Origin of the sequence: Paracoccus lutimaris, from assembly GCF_003337565.1 — a bacterium.
GTDB lineage: Bacteria > Pseudomonadota > Alphaproteobacteria > Rhodobacterales > Rhodobacteraceae > Paracoccus > Paracoccus lutimaris.
Genome location: NZ_QPJL01000006.1, coordinates 170,932 through 185,564, shown reverse-complemented (window position 1 = coordinate 185,564; position 14,633 = coordinate 170,932). Strand labels below are relative to the sequence as shown.

At 62.2% G+C, this 14,633-nt stretch carries 25 protein-coding genes; 23 read left to right on the top strand and 2 right to left on the bottom strand.

Going from position 1 to position 14,633, the window contains the following annotated elements; translation table 11 throughout:
- The first annotated feature begins 261 nt into the window (after positions 1–261).
- The 11 genes from DFP89_RS08040 to rplP all read left to right on the top strand — a co-directional run bounded on the left by DFP89_RS08040 (position 262) and on the right by rplP (position 6,616).
- The gene (locus DFP89_RS08040) at positions 262–957 is read left to right on the top strand and encodes an alpha/beta hydrolase (protein ID WP_114348922.1); all 696 of its coding nucleotides are present in this window, start codon (positions 262–264) and stop codon (positions 955–957) included.
- A gap of 93 nt (positions 958–1,050) precedes the next feature.
- Positions 1,051–1,566: a YcxB family protein gene (locus tag DFP89_RS08035; RefSeq protein ID WP_114348908.1), complete on the top strand. Its 516-nt coding sequence runs from the start codon at positions 1,051–1,053 to the stop codon at positions 1,564–1,566.
- Positions 1,567–1,782: 216 nt separating this feature from the next.
- Positions 1,783–2,091: a 30S ribosomal protein S10 gene (rpsJ, locus tag DFP89_RS08030; protein WP_042247848.1), complete on the top strand. Its 309-nt coding sequence runs from the start codon at positions 1,783–1,785 to the stop codon at positions 2,089–2,091.
- Between the two features lie 11 nt (positions 2,092–2,102).
- Entirely contained in the window at positions 2,103–2,969 is an 867-nt protein-coding gene (rplC, locus tag DFP89_RS08025; RefSeq protein WP_114348907.1) for a 50S ribosomal protein L3, read from the top strand.
- On the top strand, positions 2,966–3,586 hold the full coding sequence (gene rplD / locus DFP89_RS08020; protein WP_114348906.1) for a 50S ribosomal protein L4: 621 nt from the start codon (positions 2,966–2,968) through the stop codon (positions 3,584–3,586). Before rplC ends, rplD begins: the two co-directional genes overlap by 4 nt.
- Complete coding sequence (locus tag DFP89_RS08015; RefSeq protein WP_114348905.1) at positions 3,583–3,879, top strand: 50S ribosomal protein L23; 297 nt, start codon at positions 3,583–3,585, stop codon at positions 3,877–3,879. The genes rplD and DFP89_RS08015 overlap by 4 nt, the downstream gene beginning before the upstream one ends.
- A gap of 92 nt (positions 3,880–3,971) precedes the next feature.
- Positions 3,972–4,808, top strand: coding sequence for a 50S ribosomal protein L2 (rplB, locus tag DFP89_RS08010; protein ID WP_114348904.1), 837 nt, complete (start codon positions 3,972–3,974; stop codon positions 4,806–4,808).
- 3 nt (positions 4,809–4,811) lie between these two features.
- Entirely contained in the window at positions 4,812–5,090 is a 279-nt protein-coding gene (rpsS, locus tag DFP89_RS08005; protein ID WP_114348903.1) for a 30S ribosomal protein S19, read from the top strand.
- A 3-nt stretch (positions 5,091–5,093) separates the two neighbouring features.
- The gene (gene rplV, locus DFP89_RS08000; protein WP_114348902.1) at positions 5,094–5,474 is read left to right on the top strand and encodes a 50S ribosomal protein L22; all 381 of its coding nucleotides are present in this window, start codon (positions 5,094–5,096) and stop codon (positions 5,472–5,474) included.
- Complete coding sequence (gene rpsC / locus DFP89_RS07995) at positions 5,474–6,190, top strand: 30S ribosomal protein S3 (protein WP_114348901.1); 717 nt, start codon at positions 5,474–5,476, stop codon at positions 6,188–6,190. The genes rplV and rpsC overlap by 1 nt, the downstream gene beginning before the upstream one ends.
- A 12-nt stretch (positions 6,191–6,202) precedes the next feature.
- Complete coding sequence (rplP, locus tag DFP89_RS07990; RefSeq protein WP_114348900.1) at positions 6,203–6,616, top strand: 50S ribosomal protein L16; 414 nt, start codon at positions 6,203–6,205, stop codon at positions 6,614–6,616.
- A gap of 114 nt (positions 6,617–6,730) precedes the next feature.
- On the opposite strand, the gene DFP89_RS07985 is transcribed toward rplP, so the two are convergent.
- Together DFP89_RS07985 and DFP89_RS07980 are read right to left on the bottom strand one after the other, a co-directional pair.
- Positions 6,731–7,759 (bottom strand): calcium-binding protein, encoded by a 1,029-nt coding sequence (locus tag DFP89_RS07985; protein WP_147273286.1) that lies wholly within the window; start codon positions 7,757–7,759, stop codon positions 6,731–6,733.
- 205 nt (positions 7,760–7,964) lie between these two features.
- Positions 7,965–8,864: a hypothetical protein gene (locus tag DFP89_RS07980; RefSeq protein ID WP_114348898.1), complete on the bottom strand. Its 900-nt coding sequence runs from the start codon at positions 8,862–8,864 to the stop codon at positions 7,965–7,967.
- A gap of 460 nt (positions 8,865–9,324) precedes the next feature.
- On the opposite strand from DFP89_RS07980, the gene rpmC reads away from it, so the two are divergent.
- From rpmC to DFP89_RS07920, 12 genes are all read left to right on the top strand, one after another.
- On the top strand, positions 9,325–9,531 hold the full coding sequence (gene rpmC / locus DFP89_RS07975) for a 50S ribosomal protein L29 (protein WP_114348897.1): 207 nt from the start codon (positions 9,325–9,327) through the stop codon (positions 9,529–9,531).
- A 12-nt stretch (positions 9,532–9,543) separates the two neighbouring features.
- On the top strand, positions 9,544–9,783 hold the full coding sequence (rpsQ, locus tag DFP89_RS07970; protein WP_114348896.1) for a 30S ribosomal protein S17: 240 nt from the start codon (positions 9,544–9,546) through the stop codon (positions 9,781–9,783).
- Positions 9,784–9,846: 63 nt separating this feature from the next.
- A complete protein-coding gene (gene rplN, locus DFP89_RS07965; protein WP_010400243.1) occupies positions 9,847–10,215 on the top strand; it encodes a 50S ribosomal protein L14 in 369 nt (122 codons plus the stop codon).
- Complete coding sequence (gene rplX / locus DFP89_RS07960) at positions 10,215–10,520, top strand: 50S ribosomal protein L24 (protein ID WP_114348895.1); 306 nt, start codon at positions 10,215–10,217, stop codon at positions 10,518–10,520. The genes rplN and rplX overlap by 1 nt, the downstream gene beginning before the upstream one ends.
- The gene (rplE, locus tag DFP89_RS07955) at positions 10,520–11,080 is read left to right on the top strand and encodes a 50S ribosomal protein L5 (RefSeq protein WP_114348894.1); all 561 of its coding nucleotides are present in this window, start codon (positions 10,520–10,522) and stop codon (positions 11,078–11,080) included. Before rplX ends, rplE begins: the two co-directional genes overlap by 1 nt.
- A gap of 19 nt (positions 11,081–11,099) precedes the next feature.
- Entirely contained in the window at positions 11,100–11,405 is a 306-nt protein-coding gene (gene rpsN / locus DFP89_RS07950; RefSeq protein ID WP_114348893.1) for a 30S ribosomal protein S14, read from the top strand.
- Positions 11,406–11,414: 9 nt separating this feature from the next.
- The gene (rpsH, locus tag DFP89_RS07945) at positions 11,415–11,813 is read left to right on the top strand and encodes a 30S ribosomal protein S8 (protein ID WP_114348892.1); all 399 of its coding nucleotides are present in this window, start codon (positions 11,415–11,417) and stop codon (positions 11,811–11,813) included.
- A gap of 10 nt (positions 11,814–11,823) precedes the next feature.
- The gene (gene rplF / locus DFP89_RS07940) at positions 11,824–12,357 is read left to right on the top strand and encodes a 50S ribosomal protein L6 (protein WP_114348891.1); all 534 of its coding nucleotides are present in this window, start codon (positions 11,824–11,826) and stop codon (positions 12,355–12,357) included.
- Between the two features lie 11 nt (positions 12,358–12,368).
- Positions 12,369–12,728 (top strand): 50S ribosomal protein L18, encoded by a 360-nt coding sequence (gene rplR / locus DFP89_RS07935; RefSeq protein ID WP_114348890.1) that lies wholly within the window; start codon positions 12,369–12,371, stop codon positions 12,726–12,728.
- Positions 12,729–12,848: 120 nt separating this feature from the next.
- Complete coding sequence (gene rpsE, locus DFP89_RS07930) at positions 12,849–13,415, top strand: 30S ribosomal protein S5 (RefSeq protein ID WP_114348889.1); 567 nt, start codon at positions 12,849–12,851, stop codon at positions 13,413–13,415.
- A 12-nt stretch (positions 13,416–13,427) separates the two neighbouring features.
- Positions 13,428–13,616, top strand: coding sequence for a 50S ribosomal protein L30 (gene rpmD, locus DFP89_RS07925; RefSeq protein WP_011747117.1), 189 nt, complete (start codon positions 13,428–13,430; stop codon positions 13,614–13,616).
- A gap of 151 nt (positions 13,617–13,767) precedes the next feature.
- Positions 13,768–14,514 carry a hypothetical protein gene (locus tag DFP89_RS07920; protein ID WP_114348888.1) on the top strand — a complete coding sequence of 249 codons (747 nt, stop codon included), beginning with the start codon at positions 13,768–13,770 and terminating at the stop codon, positions 14,512–14,514.
- The last annotated feature ends 119 nt before the right edge of the window (positions 14,515–14,633 follow it).

The following is a 14,633-nucleotide window of genomic DNA, read 5'->3' as shown; positions in this document are numbered from 1 at the left end:
TCATCAAGTAAGCCAAGGCTTGCGAAGCGATCACATCGGATGATCCGGCAACGGATATCACGATGGAAAGGGCCGCCCCAAGGGGCGGCCTTTTTCGTATTTTAAGCAGAAAATTCTGTTTTATTGCGGGGTGATGGCAGGGATTGGCGTTGCTGCGATGCGGCGTTTCTTCCTCATGGACAAAGGCATCTGGCTATGGCCATCGTGTCTATCCGGCGCGAACAGCCGGCACACGAAGTGACATGTTTCATGGAGACGCGCATGCCTCAACGACCCGCAATAGTCCTGGTTCACGGCTTCTGGGGAGGAGCCGCGCATTGGGCGAATGTGATCAAGCAACTGCACAAACGCGGCTATCACGACCTGCACGCGGTCGAGAACCCCCTGACTTCGCTGGCCGATGATGCCGAGCGCACCCGCAAGATGGTCAAGCAGATTCACGGCCCGGTGATTCTGGTCGGCCACTCCTATGGTGGCGCCGTCATCACCGAGATGGGCGACCTGCCGAACGTCAAGGGTCTGGTCTATGTCGCGGCCTTCGCGCCCGACGCAGGCGAAAGCCCGGGCGGCATCAGCCAGGCGAAGCCGCCGGAAGCCTTCCCGAACATTGCACCTGACAGTGACGGCTATCTGTGGATCAAGCAGGACAAGTTCCACGAGAGCTTCTGCCAGGATCTGTCCGAGGGCGACGCGCTTGTCATGGCCGTCACCCAGAAGGCGCCGCTGGCCAGCACTTTTGGCGACAACGTTACCGTGCCCGCGTGGAAGAACAAGCCGGTCTGGTACCAGATCTCGACCCATGACCGCATGATCAACCCGGAAAACCAGGAGATGATGTCGGCGCGGATGAACCCGAAGCGGACCATCCATCTGGCCGCCAGCCACGCCTCGCTGGCCTCGCATCCGGGCGAAATCGCCGATCTGATCGACGAAGCCGCGAGCGAAACCGGGTATTGATCCCGGATCATCGAAAGGTTGCGATCCCTCAGACGTGACCCTAAACAGGAAAGGCTGCCCCTTGGGGCGGCCTTTTTCGTTACGGGGTATCGTATGGACAGCTATCGGGTACGGATCGCACGGCAGGATTTCGCAGCCGCCTATGCGCTGCGGTGGCGGTGCATTCTGCGGAAGCCGTGGATACCGCTGTCATGGGTCGTGCTGGTGATCGTGGTCAGCCTTGTGATGGGGAGCGACCTGATGAAGTTTCTGACCAGACCTTCAGAACTGGTGCCCGCCATCGCTATTCCGGCGGTCGTCTGGGCGTTGATATATCTGCTGATTCCGCCCTTCAGCGCCTGGATCGCCGCGCGGTGGCAATATGACCGCTACCCGATGCTGGCCCGCGAGACAGATCTGCTGGTCGAGGAGACGGGGCTGAAATTCCTATCCGGCGAGGATCACTGGACCCATCGCTGGTCGGATTATCTGGCCATTGCCGAAGATCGGCGGGTGATGCTGTTATATGTCTCGCCGCAGCTGTTTCAGATCCTGCCGGTGGACGCGGTGCCGGCCAGCGTCAGGGAGACCATCGCCCGGCGCATCCGCGAGGCGAATGGGAAAACCTGAGGCAGGCAGGGCTGCCATAGGGCCTTGACGCCCATGGCAGGCTGGCGTTATACGCGCCCATCGCTGCCGAATTGTCGACTTCCGGAACGGAATCGGTTGCTTCTGCCGGGGCCGCCCAATACAGGGCGGCTTCGCAGTTTTTTATACGGTCCGATGCTGGCACCGCGTGGTGCGCTGTCAGCCTCTCGACGGAGACTCCCTATCCGAGGGATGACGATGCAAAGTCAGAATATCCGCATTCGGCTGAAGGCGTTCGATTACCGCGTGCTGGACGCCAGCACCCAGGAAATCGTGAACACCGCCAAGCGCACGGGTGCCACAGTTCGCGGCCCGATCCCGCTGCCGAACAAAATCGAAAAATTCACCGTTCTGCGCGGCCCGCATATCGACAAGAAATCCCGCGACCAGTGGGAAATCCGCACGCACAAGCGTCTGCTGGACATCGTCGATCCGACCCCCCAGACCGTTGACGCCCTGATGAAGCTCGACCTCGCCGCTGGCGTGGACGTCGAGATCAAGGTCTAAGGGAGGCTGGTATGCTGCGGACTGGTGTTATCGCCAAGAAGCTGGGCATGACCCGGCTGTTCCTGGAAGACGGGCGTCAAGTGCCCGTTACCGTTCTGCACGTCGATAACGTGCAGGTCATCGCTCAGCGGACCGTCGAGACCGACGGCTATGTCGCGCTGCAGCTGGGTGCGGGCGAGGCGAAAGCCAAGCGCGTAACCGGCGCCATGCGCGGCCATTTCGCCAAAGCGAATGTCGCCCCCAAGCGCAAGATCGCGGAATTCCGCGTTGCGGCTGAAAACCTGGTCGAAGTGGGCGAGGAAATCATCGCCGACCACTACTTCGCCGGCCAGTATGTCGACATCGCCGGCACCTCGATCGGTAAAGGCTTTGCCGGTGCGATGAAGCGTCACAACTTCGGTGGTCTGCGCGCCTCGCACGGCGTGTCGATCTCGCACCGCTCGCATGGTTCGACCGGCCAGTGCCAGGACCCCGGCAAGGTGTTCAAAGGCAAGAAGATGGCGGGTCACCTGGGTTCGGTTCGCGTCACCACGCAGAACCTGCAGGTCGTTCGCACCGATGCCGACCGTGGCCTGATCATGGTCAAGGGTTCGGTTCCGGGCTCGAAAGGTGGCTGGGTCACCATCAAGGATGCCGTGAAGAAGCCGCTGGCTGAAACCACGATCTTCCCCGCCGCGACCCGCACCAAAGCCAAGGAAGCCGCGCGTCTGGCCGAAGAAGCCGCTGCCGCTGCCGCCGCCGCCGAAGAAGCCGCCCGCAAGTCCGCTGCTGAAGCTGAAGCCGCCGCGCAGGCCGCCGCTCTGGCCGAGGCCGAAGCTTCGATCGCTGCTGACAGTGCCGCCGAAGGCGATGCCGCGCCCGAAGGAGAAAGCAAATGAAACTCGACGTGATCACGCTCGAAGCCGGCAAGGCCGGTGATATCGACCTGAGCGATGACATCTTCGGGCTCGAGCCGCGTGCCGACCTTCTGCATCGTGTCGTGCGCTGGCAGCGTGCGAAGGCGCAGCAGGGCACCCACTCGGTGCTGGGCAAGTCGGATGTCAGCTACTCGACCAAGAAGATCTATCGCCAGAAAGGCACCGGCGGCGCCCGCCACGGTTCCCGCAAGGCCCCGATCTTCCGTCACGGTGGTGTCTACAAGGGTCCGACCCCGCGCAGCCACGCCTTCGATCTGCCCAAGAAAGTCCGCGCGCTTGGCCTCAAGCACGCCCTGTCGGCGAAAGTCGCCGCGGGTGAGCTGGTTATCGTGGACAATCTGAACATCGCCGAAGCCAAGACCTCGGCCGTTGCCAAAGCGGTCAAGGAAAACGGCTGGAAGCGCGTTCTGGTGATCGACGGTGCCGAAGTGAACGAAAACTTCGCCCGTGCCGCCCGCAACCTGGAAGGGGTGGACGTGCTGCCCTCGATGGGTGCCAACGTCTATGACATCCTGCGCCGCGACACGCTGGTGCTGACCCGCGCCGGTGTCGAAGCTCTGGAGGCTCGTCTGAAATGACCGTGAAGCCCGAACATTACGACGTGATCGTCAAGCCGCTGATCACCGAGAAAGCGACGCTGGTGTCTGACGCCAACGCCTTCGTTTTCCAGGTGGCGAAGGACGCGAACAAACCCGCCATCAAGCAGGCGGTCGAGGCGCTGTTCAACGTCAAGGTGAAAGCGGTCAACACCACGATCACCAAAGGCAAGACCAAGCGTTTCAAAGGCCGTCCCGGCGTCCGTTCGGACGTGAAAAAGGCCTATGTCACGCTGGAAGCCGGCAACACCATCGACGTGTCGACCGGCCTCTGATATAGCCACCGAATCGACGGCCCCGGCAGCGGGGCCGTCGCGTTTTTTGACGAAACGGACCACTAGGTCCAAAGCAACGGAAGACAGAAAGCATGGCACTCAAGTCGTATAAACCGACGACGCCTGGCCAGCGTGGGCTGGTTCTGATCGACCGTTCGGAGCTTTGGAAAGGGCGCCCGGTCAAGACTCTCACTGAGGGTCTGACCAAGAACGGCGGCCGGAACAACACCGGACGGATCACGATGCGCCGCAAGGGCGGCGGGGCGAAGCGTCTCTACCGCATCGTGGACTTCAAGCGCACCAAGTTCGATATCGTGGCCACCGTCGAGCGGATCGAATACGATCCGAACCGGACCGCCTTCATCGCGCTGATCAAATACGAAGACGGCGAGCAGGCCTATATCCTCGCGCCGCAGCGTCTGGCCGTTGGCGATAAGGTGATCGCCGGCGCCAAGGTCGACGTGAAGCCCGGCAACGCCATGCCCTTCAGCGGCATGCCGATCGGGACCATCGTCCACAACGTCGAGCTGAAGCCCGGCAAAGGCGGCCAGATCGCCCGTTCGGCTGGCACCTATGCCCAGTTCGTCGGCCGTGACGGTGGCTATGCGCAGATCCGCCTGTCCTCGGGCGAACTGCGTCTGGTGCGTCAGGAATGCATGGCGACCATCGGCGCCGTGTCGAACTCGGACCATTCGAACCAGAATCTCGGCAAAGCGGGCCGCAACCGTCACAAGGGCATCCGCCCGAGCGTGCGCGGTGTTGCGATGAACCCGATCGACCACCCGCATGGTGGTGGTGAAGGCCGGACCTCGGGCGGTCGTCACCCGGTTACCCCGTGGGGCAAAGGCACCAAGGGGAACAAGACCCGCACGAATAAAGCGACCGACAAATATATCCTGCGGTCGCGTAACGCGAAGAAGGGGCGCTAATCCATGGCACGTTCTATCTGGAAGGGCCCCTTTGTCGACGCATACGTGCTTCGCAAGGCGGAAAAGGCCCGTGAGGCCGGCAAGTCGGATGTCATCAAGATCTGGTCGCGTCGTTCGACCATTCTGCCGCAATTCGTCGGCCTGACTTTCGGCGTCTACAATGGTCACAAGCACATCCCGGTCAACGTGACCGAAGAGATGATCGGCCAGAAGTTCGGTGAATATTCGCCGACGCGGACCTATTACGGTCACGCCGCCGACAAGAAAGCGAAGAGGAAGTAAGCCATGGGTAAGGAAAACAATCCGCGCCGCGTGGCGGAGAACGAGGCGTTTGCGAAAACCAAGATGCTTCGCACCTCGCCGCAGAAGCTGAACCTGGTTGCGGCGCTGATCCGCGGCAAGAAAGTCGACAAGGCTCTGGCCGACCTGACCTTCTCGCACAAGCGCATCGCCGTCGACGTGAAGAAATGCCTTCAGTCGGCCATCGCCAATGCCGAGAACAACCATAACCTCGACGTCGACAATCTGATCGTCGCCGAGGCCTGGGTCGGCAAGAATCTGGTCATGAAGCGGGGTCGCCCGCGCGCCCGTGGTCGTTACGGCAAGATCATGAAGCCGTTTTCGGAAATCACCATCAAGGTGCGTCAGGTCGAGGAGCACGCGTAATGGGTCAGAAAGTAAACCCCATCGGGATGCGTCTTCAGGTCAACCGCACCTGGGACAGCCGCTGGTATGCGGATGACAAGGACTACGGCAATCTGCTGCTGGAAGACCTGAAGATCCGCGACTTCATCCACAAGGAAGCCAAGCAGGCCGGCGTCAGCCGCGTCATCATCGAGCGTCCGCACAAGAAGTGCCGCGTCACGATCTATGCCGCGCGTCCGGGTGTCATCATCGGCAAAAAAGGCGCCGATATCGAAACCCTGCGCAAGAAGCTGGCAAACTTCACCGACTCGGAACTGCACCTCAACATCGTTGAAGTCCGCAAGCCCGAACTGGACGCCCAGCTGGTGGCCGAGTCGATCGCCCAGCAGCTTGAGCGCCGCGTTTCGTTCCGTCGCGCCATGAAGCGCGCGGTGCAGAACGCCATGCGCATGGGTGCCCTGGGCATCCGCGTGAACGTCGCCGGCCGCCTGGGCGGCGCCGAGATCGCCCGCACCGAATGGTATCGCGAAGGCCGCGTGCCGCTGCACACCCTGCGCGCCGACATCGACTATGCGCTGTCGGAAGCCACGACCCCTTACGGGATCATCGGTGTGAAGGTCTGGATCTTCAAAGGCGAGATCATGGAGCATGACCCGCAGGCCCGCGACCGCCGCGCCACCGAGGCGCAGGACGGCCCGGCTCCGCGTGGTCCGCGTCGTGACCGCGACGCGCGCTAAGGAGAAGTTGAGATGCTGCAACCGAAACGGACCAAGTTCCGCAAACAGTTCAAGGGCCGCATCCACGGCGAAGCCAAGGGCGGGTTCAACCTGAACTTCGGCTCCTACGCCCTGAAAGCCACCGAGCCCGAGCGCGTCACTGCCCGTCAGATCGAAGCGGCCCGCCGCGCGATCACCCGCCACATGAAGCGTCAGGGCCGGGTCTGGATCCGGATTTTCCCGGACGTGCCGGTTTCCTCGAAGCCGACCGAAGTGCGGATGGGTAAAGGCAAGGGCTCCGTCGATTACTGGGCGGCCCGGGTCCATCCCGGCCGGATCATGTTCGAGATCGACGGCGTGAACGACACCATCGCGCGTGAGGCCCTGCGCCTTGGCGCGCAGAAACTGCCGGTCCTGACCCGCATCGTCGCGCGCGAAGACTGGTAAGATCTGCCAGATTGGCAAAAGAACACCCCCCGGCCTTGCGGTCGGGGGGTGTTTTCATCTCTGGGGCCGCTTTGCGCCCCGCCGGCCGGTTGCGGGCGCGGGCAGTGCGCCGGGTCATGCGGCCGGTGTGGGCGCGCCGGTGATTTCGATATCCTCGGCCGTGATCCTGCCTGAGGTCACGGCAACCGACACCGCCAGCCCTTCGGGATAGTCGGGATGCGTGTAATGGAACACGACCTCCTGATATCCGGTGCTGTTTGCCAGCGTCAGCTCATGCCCGGTATAGGTCGCATCGCCCGCCAGCGAATAGGGATCGACCACCAGACGGTCCTCCCCCGCCTCAAAATCAAGGATGATCGCTGCATGCGCATAGCCCATCGCGTCGGGGTCATCGAAATGCTGCGCATTTTCATCGGGGCTCAGCGTGAACTCGTAAACGTCATTGCCGGCGCCGCTATTGATCCACCTGACATTGACACCGCTTTCGTCCGGGCTGGCGGTTGCCTGCAGAACGCGAATGGTGTCGTCGCCTTCGCCGTCATGCAGGCGGAAATCATGGCTGACCTCGCCGTCGAGGATGAGCAGGTCGTGGCCATCGCCCAGATCGATATATCCATCGGACGACTGCTCCCCGGCCTCGCCGGTCACTGAAAGCGTGTCATTTCCGGTGCCACCGAAAAGCGTGGCAAAGCCCGATTCGACATTCACGACGTCATCGCCCGCACCGGCATCGACCGTGATGCCAGTCTCGGGCAGGCTTTCGTTGCCGTCATAATTGATGGTGTCGTTGCCCTCGCCGCCAAGGACCTGTCCGGCGATGGGGGTGACGTTCAGCACGTCATTGCCAGCGCCGCCATCGGTCACGCCGCCATTGTCATTCAGCACGGTCAGCAAATCGTCGCCGGCCTCGCCAAAGATCATGCCGCCGTGCTCCGAGGTCACCGTGTCATTGCCGCCGCCTGCCGAGACATTCATGTAGCCGTCGGTGCTGCTGCCCGGCTCGTCCAGATCGATGACGTCGTCGCCCCCGGTGCCCGTGACCGTGCCGGTCTCGGGGTCAAGCGTCAGCTCATCCGCATCCCGATCGGTGGCGGGGCTGTCGTCATCGCCATTGAAAATCGCGACACTGAAAAGCAGCGCCATCAGGCCGCCGGCAACAAGCGCAGTTGGATCCATACCATGACCTCGTTCAGGATTGACGTCTTTGCGGCAACGTTGCCGTCAGCGGGCGCGGGCTGTCCGGGGATGGCGCGAAATAAATGCCGCTATCGGTCCTGTCGGATGTCTGCGGGTTGGGGAATCCCGGACGCCGGGGGCTCCCGGGACCAGTCTGCTCTGGTTTCAGCGATCAGCTCGCGGGGATCTGGATCGCATCGGCCGGGATGCCGGTGGCGCCGGTCAGCGCAACTTCCAGCGTCATCGGAAGCGTCTGGCTGGCCGAGGCGACCGTGTAGTTCAGGATGATGGTGGTGCCGTCCTCGTCCTCGACGAGCTCGTAGTCGTTATAGGTGATCGTGGCCGGCGCGCCGTCCAGCGTGGCGTCGTCATCCAGATGCGCGGTCGGGTCGATGGTCAGGATGTCGTTTGCCGCGTCGAAATCCGTCACCGTGGCCATCAGCCGGGTGCCGCCGACCAACACGCCGGAGGTGAGGTCGGTGCTGAGGGCGCCATTGCTGAGATCGAACTCGATATTGATCTGATCGCTGCCGTCGCCGGTCACGAATTCAGGGGCCGAAGTCAGGATGTCCAGATAGCGTTCGGCATTGATGACATCGTCGCCGGCACCCGTATCGATCACGACCAGCTCGTCGCGAGCGGTCCTGACGCCATCGTAATTGACGGTGTCATTGCCTTCGCCGCCAAAGATATCCCCGGTGATCGGTTCGACATTGATGATGTCATCGCCTTCGCCGCCATCAACCAAGCCGCTATAGATGGTCTCGACGGTCAGGATGTCATCGCCCGCACCGCCGAGGATTTCGCCGCCGAAATCCGCGACGACGGTATCGTTCCCCGCGCCGGCGTTGACATTTCCATAGGCGTCCTCGGGGGACGCCAGAGCTTCTGTCGTGATCATGTCATCCCCGTCGGTCCCCGTCACCGTGCCGGTTTCCGGGTCGAGCGTCAGGCCTTCCGAGTTTTCCGGCGTCGAGTCATCGGAACCGGAATCGTCGTCGTCGCTGTTGAAAATCGCGACGCCAAAGACCACTGCGAGCATGCCGCCCACAACAAGCGAAACAGGATCCATTCATGTCCTCATTAAATCTAAGATAATTGGATAACGATAACGCCGGCGTGATCGCCGGCAAGTGCTGTCCTGTGATCGCGAACGAAAGGAAAATCCTGCCGTTGCAGGAAAACACCGCTTGAAAAGCGACAGGGGGCGGCGTTGCCGGCCCCCAAGGCGCGATGCGTCAGGGTGCGCCGGTGATCCGCACGTCCGCCAGTGAGATCCTGCCACTGTCGACGGACACCGCCAGCGACAGATCGTCAGGATCGTCCGGGTGCACAGGGGCGACGGCAACGCAGACGTGATCGCGCGCAATAAGTGACCTTTGGTCGCGTGCAGTCCTTGCGTGCCGGGCAAGAAATCCCTTGTGTTTGCTGGGAAACGCGCCTATAGGCACGGCTTCATCATGAAACTCCACCGGAATCAGGGTGGCCCTGCATGGCAGGGGCTCTCCGGTGATGTTGAAAGGAACAGGCGCATGAAAGCGCAGGAACTGAAAGACAAGACGCCCGATCAGCTGAAAGAACAGCTGCTGGCGCTGAAAAAGGAAGCGTTCAACCTGCGCTTCCAGCAGGCCACCGGCCAGCTCGAATCGACCGCCCGCATGCGCGTCGTCCGTCGTGACGTTGCCCGTGTGAAAACCATTCTGAACCAGAAAGCGGCAGCTGCCGCGGCGTCGAACTAAGGAGCCCGGTCCATGCCCAAACGCATCCTGCAAGGCAAGGTCGTCAGCGACAAGAACGAACAGACCATCACCGTTCTGGTCGAGCGTCGCTTCAAGCATCCGCTGCTGCACAAGACCGTGCGGTCGTCCAAGAAATACCGCGCCCATGACGCGGATAACCAGTTCAAGGTCGGTGACACCGTTCGCATCATTGAATGCGCGCCGATCTCGAAGACCAAGCGCTGGACCGTTCTGACCGAAGCCTCGGTCTGAACCCAGACTTAATCGAAACCCTGGGGCCGGTCCTGCCGGTCCCCAAAGGTCGGGAGTAACCCTATGATCCAGATGCAGACCAATCTGGATGTCGCTGACAACTCCGGCGCTCGCCGGGTGCAGTGCATCAAGGTCCTGGGTGGTTCGCACCGTCGCTATGCGTCGGTGGGCGACATTATCGTCGTCTCCGTCAAGGAAGCCATTCCGCGCGGCCGCGTGAAGAAAGGTGACGTCCGCAAGGCCGTCGTCGTGCGCACCGCGAAAGAAGTGAAGCGTGAAGACGGCACCTCGATCCGTTTTGACCGCAACGCCGCCGTCATCCTGAACAACCAGGGTGAGCCGGTCGGCACGCGTATCTTCGGGCCGGTGGTCCGCGAACTGCGCGCCAAGAACTTCATGAAGATCATCTCGCTTGCGCCGGAGGTGCTGTGATGGCTGCCAAGCTGAAAAAAGGCGACAAGGTCGTCGTGCTGGCCGGCAAGGACAAAGGCAAGCAGGGCGAAATCACCGCCGTGTTCCCGAAAGAGAACAAAGCGGTCGTTGACGGTGTCAACGTCGCCATCCGTCACCAGCGCCAGACCCAGACCACTCAGGGCGGCCGCGTGGCGAAGAACATGCCGATCGACCTGTCGAACCTCTCGCTGATGGACAAGAACGGCAAAGCGACCCGCGTCGGCTTCCGCGAGGAAGACGGCAAGAAGGTCCGTTTCGCCAAGACCACGGGGGACCTGATCTGATGCTGGACCAAGCCACCTACACGCCGCGTCTGAAAGCGCTGTTCAAGGACACGATCCGGGCAGCCCTGAAAGAAGAGTTCGGCTACAAGAACGACATGCAGATCCCCAAGCTGGACAAGATCGTCCTGAACATGGGCATCGGCGAGGCCGTGAAAGACACCAAAAAGGTCAAGCAAGGCGCTGAAGAGCTGTCGCTGATCGCGGGTCAAAAGGCTGTCATCACCAAAGCCAAGAACTCGATCGCAGGTTTCCGCGTCCGCGAGGAAATGCCGCTGGGCACGAAAGTCACCCTGCGTGGCGACCGGATGTATGAATTCCTGGACCGCCTGATCAACATCGCGCTGCCCCGCGTCCGCGACTTCCGCGGCGTGAAAGGCACCTCTTTCGACGGCCGCGGCAACTATGCCATGGGCCTGAAAGAGCACATCGTGTTCCCGGAAATCAACTTCGACAAGGTCGACGAAGTTCTGGGGATGGACATCATCATCTGCACCACCGCGCCGACCGACGCGGAAGCGAAAGCGCTGTTGAAGCATTTCAACATGCCGTTCAACAGCTGATCGCGGAGGTAAGAGAGATATGGCTAAGAAATCCATGGTCGAGCGCGAACTGAAGCGCGAGAAACTGGTTCAGAAATACGCCGCCAAGCGCGCCGCTCTGAACGAAGTCATCCACGACCAGTCCCGCCCGATGGAAGAGCGCTTCAAGGCCAGCCTGAAACTGGCTGAACTGCCGCGCAATTCCTCGGCCACGCGTCTGCACAACCGGTGCCAACTGACCGGCCGTCCGCACGCGTATTACCGTAAACTGAAACTGTCGCGGATCATGCTGCGCGAGCTTGGCTCGTTCGGTCAGATCCCCGGCATGGTCAAATCGAGCTGGTAAGGGGGCATTATGTCGATGAACGATCCTCTCGGCGATATGCTGACCCGCATCCGCAACGCACAGATGCGCGGCAAATCGACCGTCCGCACTCCCGCCTCCAAGCTGCGCGCCTGGGTTCTGGATGTGCTGAAAGCTGAAGGCTACATCCGTGGCTACGAGCCCGTCACCTCGGCCGCTGGCCATGGCGAGCTGGAAATCAGCCTGAAATACTACGAAGGCACCCCGGTCATCCGCGAGCTCGCTCGCGTGTCCAAACCCGGTCGTCGGGTTTATGCCTCGGTCAAGGAAATCCCGCTGGTCCGCAACGGCCTGGGCGTTTCCATCGTCTCGACGCCGAAAGGCGTGATGTCGGACGCAGCGGCTCGCAACGCCAACGTTGGCGGCGAAGTCCTCTGCACCGTGTTCTAAGGAGGGCAGGATGTCTCGGATTGGTAAAAAGCCGGTCGAACTGCCCCAGGGCGTGACCGCCGAAGTGAAAGGCCAGACCATCGAGGTGAAGGGTCCGAAAGGCACCCGTGCATTCACCGCGACGGATGACGTGACCCTGACTGTCGAAGAAGGCAGCGTCAAAGTGACGCCGCGCGGCATGTCCAAGCGTGCGCGCCAGCAGTGGGGCATGTCCCGCTCGATGGTGGCGAACCTTGTGACCGGCGTCAGCACCGGCTTCAAGAAAGAGCTTGAGATCCAGGGCGTGGGCTACCGCGCCACGATGCAGGGCAAAGACCTGAAACTGGCTCTGGGCTATTCGCATGACGTGAACTTCATCGCGCCGGAAGGCGTGACGATTTCCTCGCCGAAGCAGACCGAAATCTCGGTGGAAGGCATTGACCAGCAGCTGGTCGGCCAGGTCGCCGCGAACATCCGTGAGTGGCGCCGCCCCGAGCCCTACAAGGGCAAGGGCATCCGCTACAAGGGTGAGGTCGTCTTCCGCAAGGAAGGCAAGAAGAAGTAAGGGGCGCAAAAATGGCACTGAACAAAAGAGAGCTGTTCCTGAAGCGCCGCCTGCGCGTGCGGAACAAATTGCGGGCAATCACGGACGGTCGTCCGCGTCTGTCCGTCCACCGTTCGTCCAAGAACATCAGCGTTCAGGTGATCGACGACGTGAAAGGGGTCACTCTGGCCTCGGCCTCGTCGCTGGAAAAAGACCTGGGCGTTGTCGGCAAGAACAACGTGGATGCTGCGGCCAAGATCGGCGCTGCGATTGCAGAGCGCGCGAAAAAGGCTGGCGTCGAGGCAGTGATCTTCGACCGTGGCGGTTTCCTGTTCCATGGCAAGATCAAAGCCCTGGCCGACGCAGCCCGCGAAGGCGGTCTGAAGTTCTGACGATTGCGGGTGGCGGCAACGCCACCCCGATGATCCGGGGGCTGCAATCCCGCTCGGGATTGCCCCACCAGGATCGGATTCAACGGCGCGGATCGCGCGCCAGTGTAAAAGGAATGCCTTATGGCAGAACGTGAAAACCGTCGGGGCCGCCGCGAAGAGCGCGAAGAAACCCCGGAATTCGCCGATCGTCTGGTCGCGATCAACCGCGTGTCGAAAACCGTCAAGGGTGGCAAGCGTTTTGGCTTTGCCGCTCTGGTGGTTGTCGGCGACCAGCGTGGTCGTGTCGGCTTCGGCAAGGGCAAGGCGAAAGAAGTGCCCGAGGCGATCCGCAAGGCGACCGAGCAGGCCAAGCGCGGCCTGATCCGCGTGCCGCTGCGCGATGGCCGCACGCTGCATCACGATATCGAGGGCCGTCACGGCGCCGGTAAGGTGATCATGCGCACCGCCGTTCCGGGGACCGGTATCATCGCCGGTGGTCCGATGCGCGCCGTGTTCGAAATGCTGGGCGTTCAGGACGTCGTGGCCAAGTCGCAGGGGTCGCAAAACCCCTACAACATGATCCGCGCCACCATCGACGGCCTGAAAAAGGAAGCCTCGCCCCGCAACGTCGCCCAGCGTCGTGGCAAGAAAGTGGCCGAGATCCTGTCCTCGAACGACAAGCCGGCTGACGCCGCTGCCGAAGCGTAAGGAGAGGCAAGAATGGCTAAAACCATCGTCGTGAAGCAGATCGGCTCGCCGATCCGCCGCCCCGCCATCCAGCGCGAGACGCTGAAAGGTCTGGGCCTGAACAAGATGAACCGCACCCGCGAGCTGGAAGATACCCCGGCCGTGCGCGGCATGGTCGCCAAGATCCCGCATCTGGCCGTCATCATCGAAGAGCGCGGCTGATCCCAGCCTCGCCTGACGACTTGGAAACCGCCCCGGAGCCGCTCCGGGGCGGTTTTCGTTTCAGCGGACCCCATGGCCGGGGCCAGTTAACCTTTCGCTAACCATGTTGGCCTAGCCTTGCGGCGGAGGTTTTCGCCCGCAAAGGACTGCCATGTCCCGCCTTGCCGCCTGCATGCTGACGCTCCTGCTGGCCCTTTGGGCCGGCGGGGTCATGGCCGGGCCGTGGCCGCGCGGCGATGGCGAGGTGTTTTTGTCCTTTTCGGTCGAACAGGATGGCGACGGCAACCGCTATACCGGGCTTTACAGCGAATACGGGCTGAACCCGCGCCATACGCTGGGCCTTGAGCTGGGCCACAGCACCGCCGGCGAAAGCAGCGTCATGCTGTGGTCGCAGCGCGCGATGGACGGCGGTGAAGGGCCGGACCGGCTGACCCTTTCCAGCGGAATCGGGGTCATCCGGCGCGAGGGCAAGCTGATCCCCCTCGTCCAGATCGGGGCTGCCTGGGGCAGGGGGCTTGACGGCGTGCCGGTGCTGAAACGCTTGCCCGGCGGCGGCTGGCTGGCCGTGGATGCCCGCGCCAAGCTGGCCCGCAGCGAAGAGGGCGAGCCTGACCGTACCCCTGACGCCAATGGCCGCTGGAGCAGCCGGCAGGTCTATCTGACCCCCAAGACCACGATCAAGGCCGAGGTGACGCTGGGCTGGAAGGCCCGCCCTTCGCTCATGGTCATCAACCAGTTGCGGCTGGAGGATCGCGACGATCTGGGCTTTTCGGCCAAGCTTGCGACCTCGGTGGTGCGCGATCTGACCGGGCCGGCCAAGATCGAGCTGGGCGTGATCATGCCGCTGGCGGGCGAGGGTGAGCCGGCGCTGAAGATCGGCACCTGGATCCAGTTCTGAGGGGCTCCTGCGCCGCTTGCTCTGCGAAACGGAATGCTGTAAGCCCCGCCAGTGCCTTTCGGGGCGCCGACTCAACAACCAAGAAATGCCGTGTCCGCCCTCTTTCGCTTCATGGGGCG

What these genes read in the sequence shown, in the direction of transcription:
- rplN (WP_010400243.1), top strand. Translation starts at nt 9,847, where the DNA reads ATGATCCAGATGCAGACCAATCTGGATGTCGCTGACAACTCCGGCGCT.
- rpsQ (WP_114348896.1), top strand. Translation starts at nt 9,544, where the DNA reads ATGCCCAAACGCATCCTGCAAGGCAAGGTCGTCAGCGACAAGAACGAA.
- DFP89_RS08015 (WP_114348905.1), top strand. Translation starts at nt 3,583, where the DNA reads ATGACCGTGAAGCCCGAACATTACGACGTGATCGTCAAGCCGCTGATC.
- rplR (WP_114348890.1), top strand. Translation starts at nt 12,369, where the DNA reads ATGGCACTGAACAAAAGAGAGCTGTTCCTGAAGCGCCGCCTGCGCGTG.
- rplB (WP_114348904.1), top strand. Translation starts at nt 3,972, where the DNA reads ATGGCACTCAAGTCGTATAAACCGACGACGCCTGGCCAGCGTGGGCTG.
- rpmD (WP_011747117.1), top strand. Translation starts at nt 13,428, where the DNA reads ATGGCTAAAACCATCGTCGTGAAGCAGATCGGCTCGCCGATCCGCCGC.
- DFP89_RS08040 (WP_114348922.1), top strand. Translation starts at nt 262, where the DNA reads ATGCCTCAACGACCCGCAATAGTCCTGGTTCACGGCTTCTGGGGAGGA.
- DFP89_RS07985 (WP_147273286.1), bottom strand. Translation starts at nt 7,759, where the DNA reads ATGGCGCTGCTTTTCAGTGTCGCGATTTTCAATGGCGATGACGACAGC.
- DFP89_RS08035 (WP_114348908.1), top strand. Translation starts at nt 1,051, where the DNA reads ATGGACAGCTATCGGGTACGGATCGCACGGCAGGATTTCGCAGCCGCC.
- rpsS (WP_114348903.1), top strand. Translation starts at nt 4,812, where the DNA reads ATGGCACGTTCTATCTGGAAGGGCCCCTTTGTCGACGCATACGTGCTT.
- rpsH (WP_114348892.1), top strand. Translation starts at nt 11,415, where the DNA reads ATGTCGATGAACGATCCTCTCGGCGATATGCTGACCCGCATCCGCAAC.
- rplE (WP_114348894.1), top strand. Translation starts at nt 10,520, where the DNA reads ATGCTGGACCAAGCCACCTACACGCCGCGTCTGAAAGCGCTGTTCAAG.
- DFP89_RS07980 (WP_114348898.1), bottom strand. Translation starts at nt 8,864, where the DNA reads ATGGATCCTGTTTCGCTTGTTGTGGGCGGCATGCTCGCAGTGGTCTTT.
- rplP (WP_114348900.1), top strand. Translation starts at nt 6,203, where the DNA reads ATGCTGCAACCGAAACGGACCAAGTTCCGCAAACAGTTCAAGGGCCGC.
- rplF (WP_114348891.1), top strand. Translation starts at nt 11,824, where the DNA reads ATGTCTCGGATTGGTAAAAAGCCGGTCGAACTGCCCCAGGGCGTGACC.
- rplX (WP_114348895.1), top strand. Translation starts at nt 10,215, where the DNA reads ATGGCTGCCAAGCTGAAAAAAGGCGACAAGGTCGTCGTGCTGGCCGGC.
- rpsC (WP_114348901.1), top strand. Translation starts at nt 5,474, where the DNA reads ATGGGTCAGAAAGTAAACCCCATCGGGATGCGTCTTCAGGTCAACCGC.
- rpmC (WP_114348897.1), top strand. Translation starts at nt 9,325, where the DNA reads ATGAAAGCGCAGGAACTGAAAGACAAGACGCCCGATCAGCTGAAAGAA.
- rplV (WP_114348902.1), top strand. Translation starts at nt 5,094, where the DNA reads ATGGGTAAGGAAAACAATCCGCGCCGCGTGGCGGAGAACGAGGCGTTT.
- rpsN (WP_114348893.1), top strand. Translation starts at nt 11,100, where the DNA reads ATGGCTAAGAAATCCATGGTCGAGCGCGAACTGAAGCGCGAGAAACTG.
- rplC (WP_114348907.1), top strand. Translation starts at nt 2,103, where the DNA reads ATGCTGCGGACTGGTGTTATCGCCAAGAAGCTGGGCATGACCCGGCTG.
- DFP89_RS07920 (WP_114348888.1), top strand. Translation starts at nt 13,768, where the DNA reads ATGTCCCGCCTTGCCGCCTGCATGCTGACGCTCCTGCTGGCCCTTTGG.
- rpsJ (WP_042247848.1), top strand. Translation starts at nt 1,783, where the DNA reads ATGCAAAGTCAGAATATCCGCATTCGGCTGAAGGCGTTCGATTACCGC.
- rplD (WP_114348906.1), top strand. Translation starts at nt 2,966, where the DNA reads ATGAAACTCGACGTGATCACGCTCGAAGCCGGCAAGGCCGGTGATATC.
- rpsE (WP_114348889.1), top strand. Translation starts at nt 12,849, where the DNA reads ATGGCAGAACGTGAAAACCGTCGGGGCCGCCGCGAAGAGCGCGAAGAA.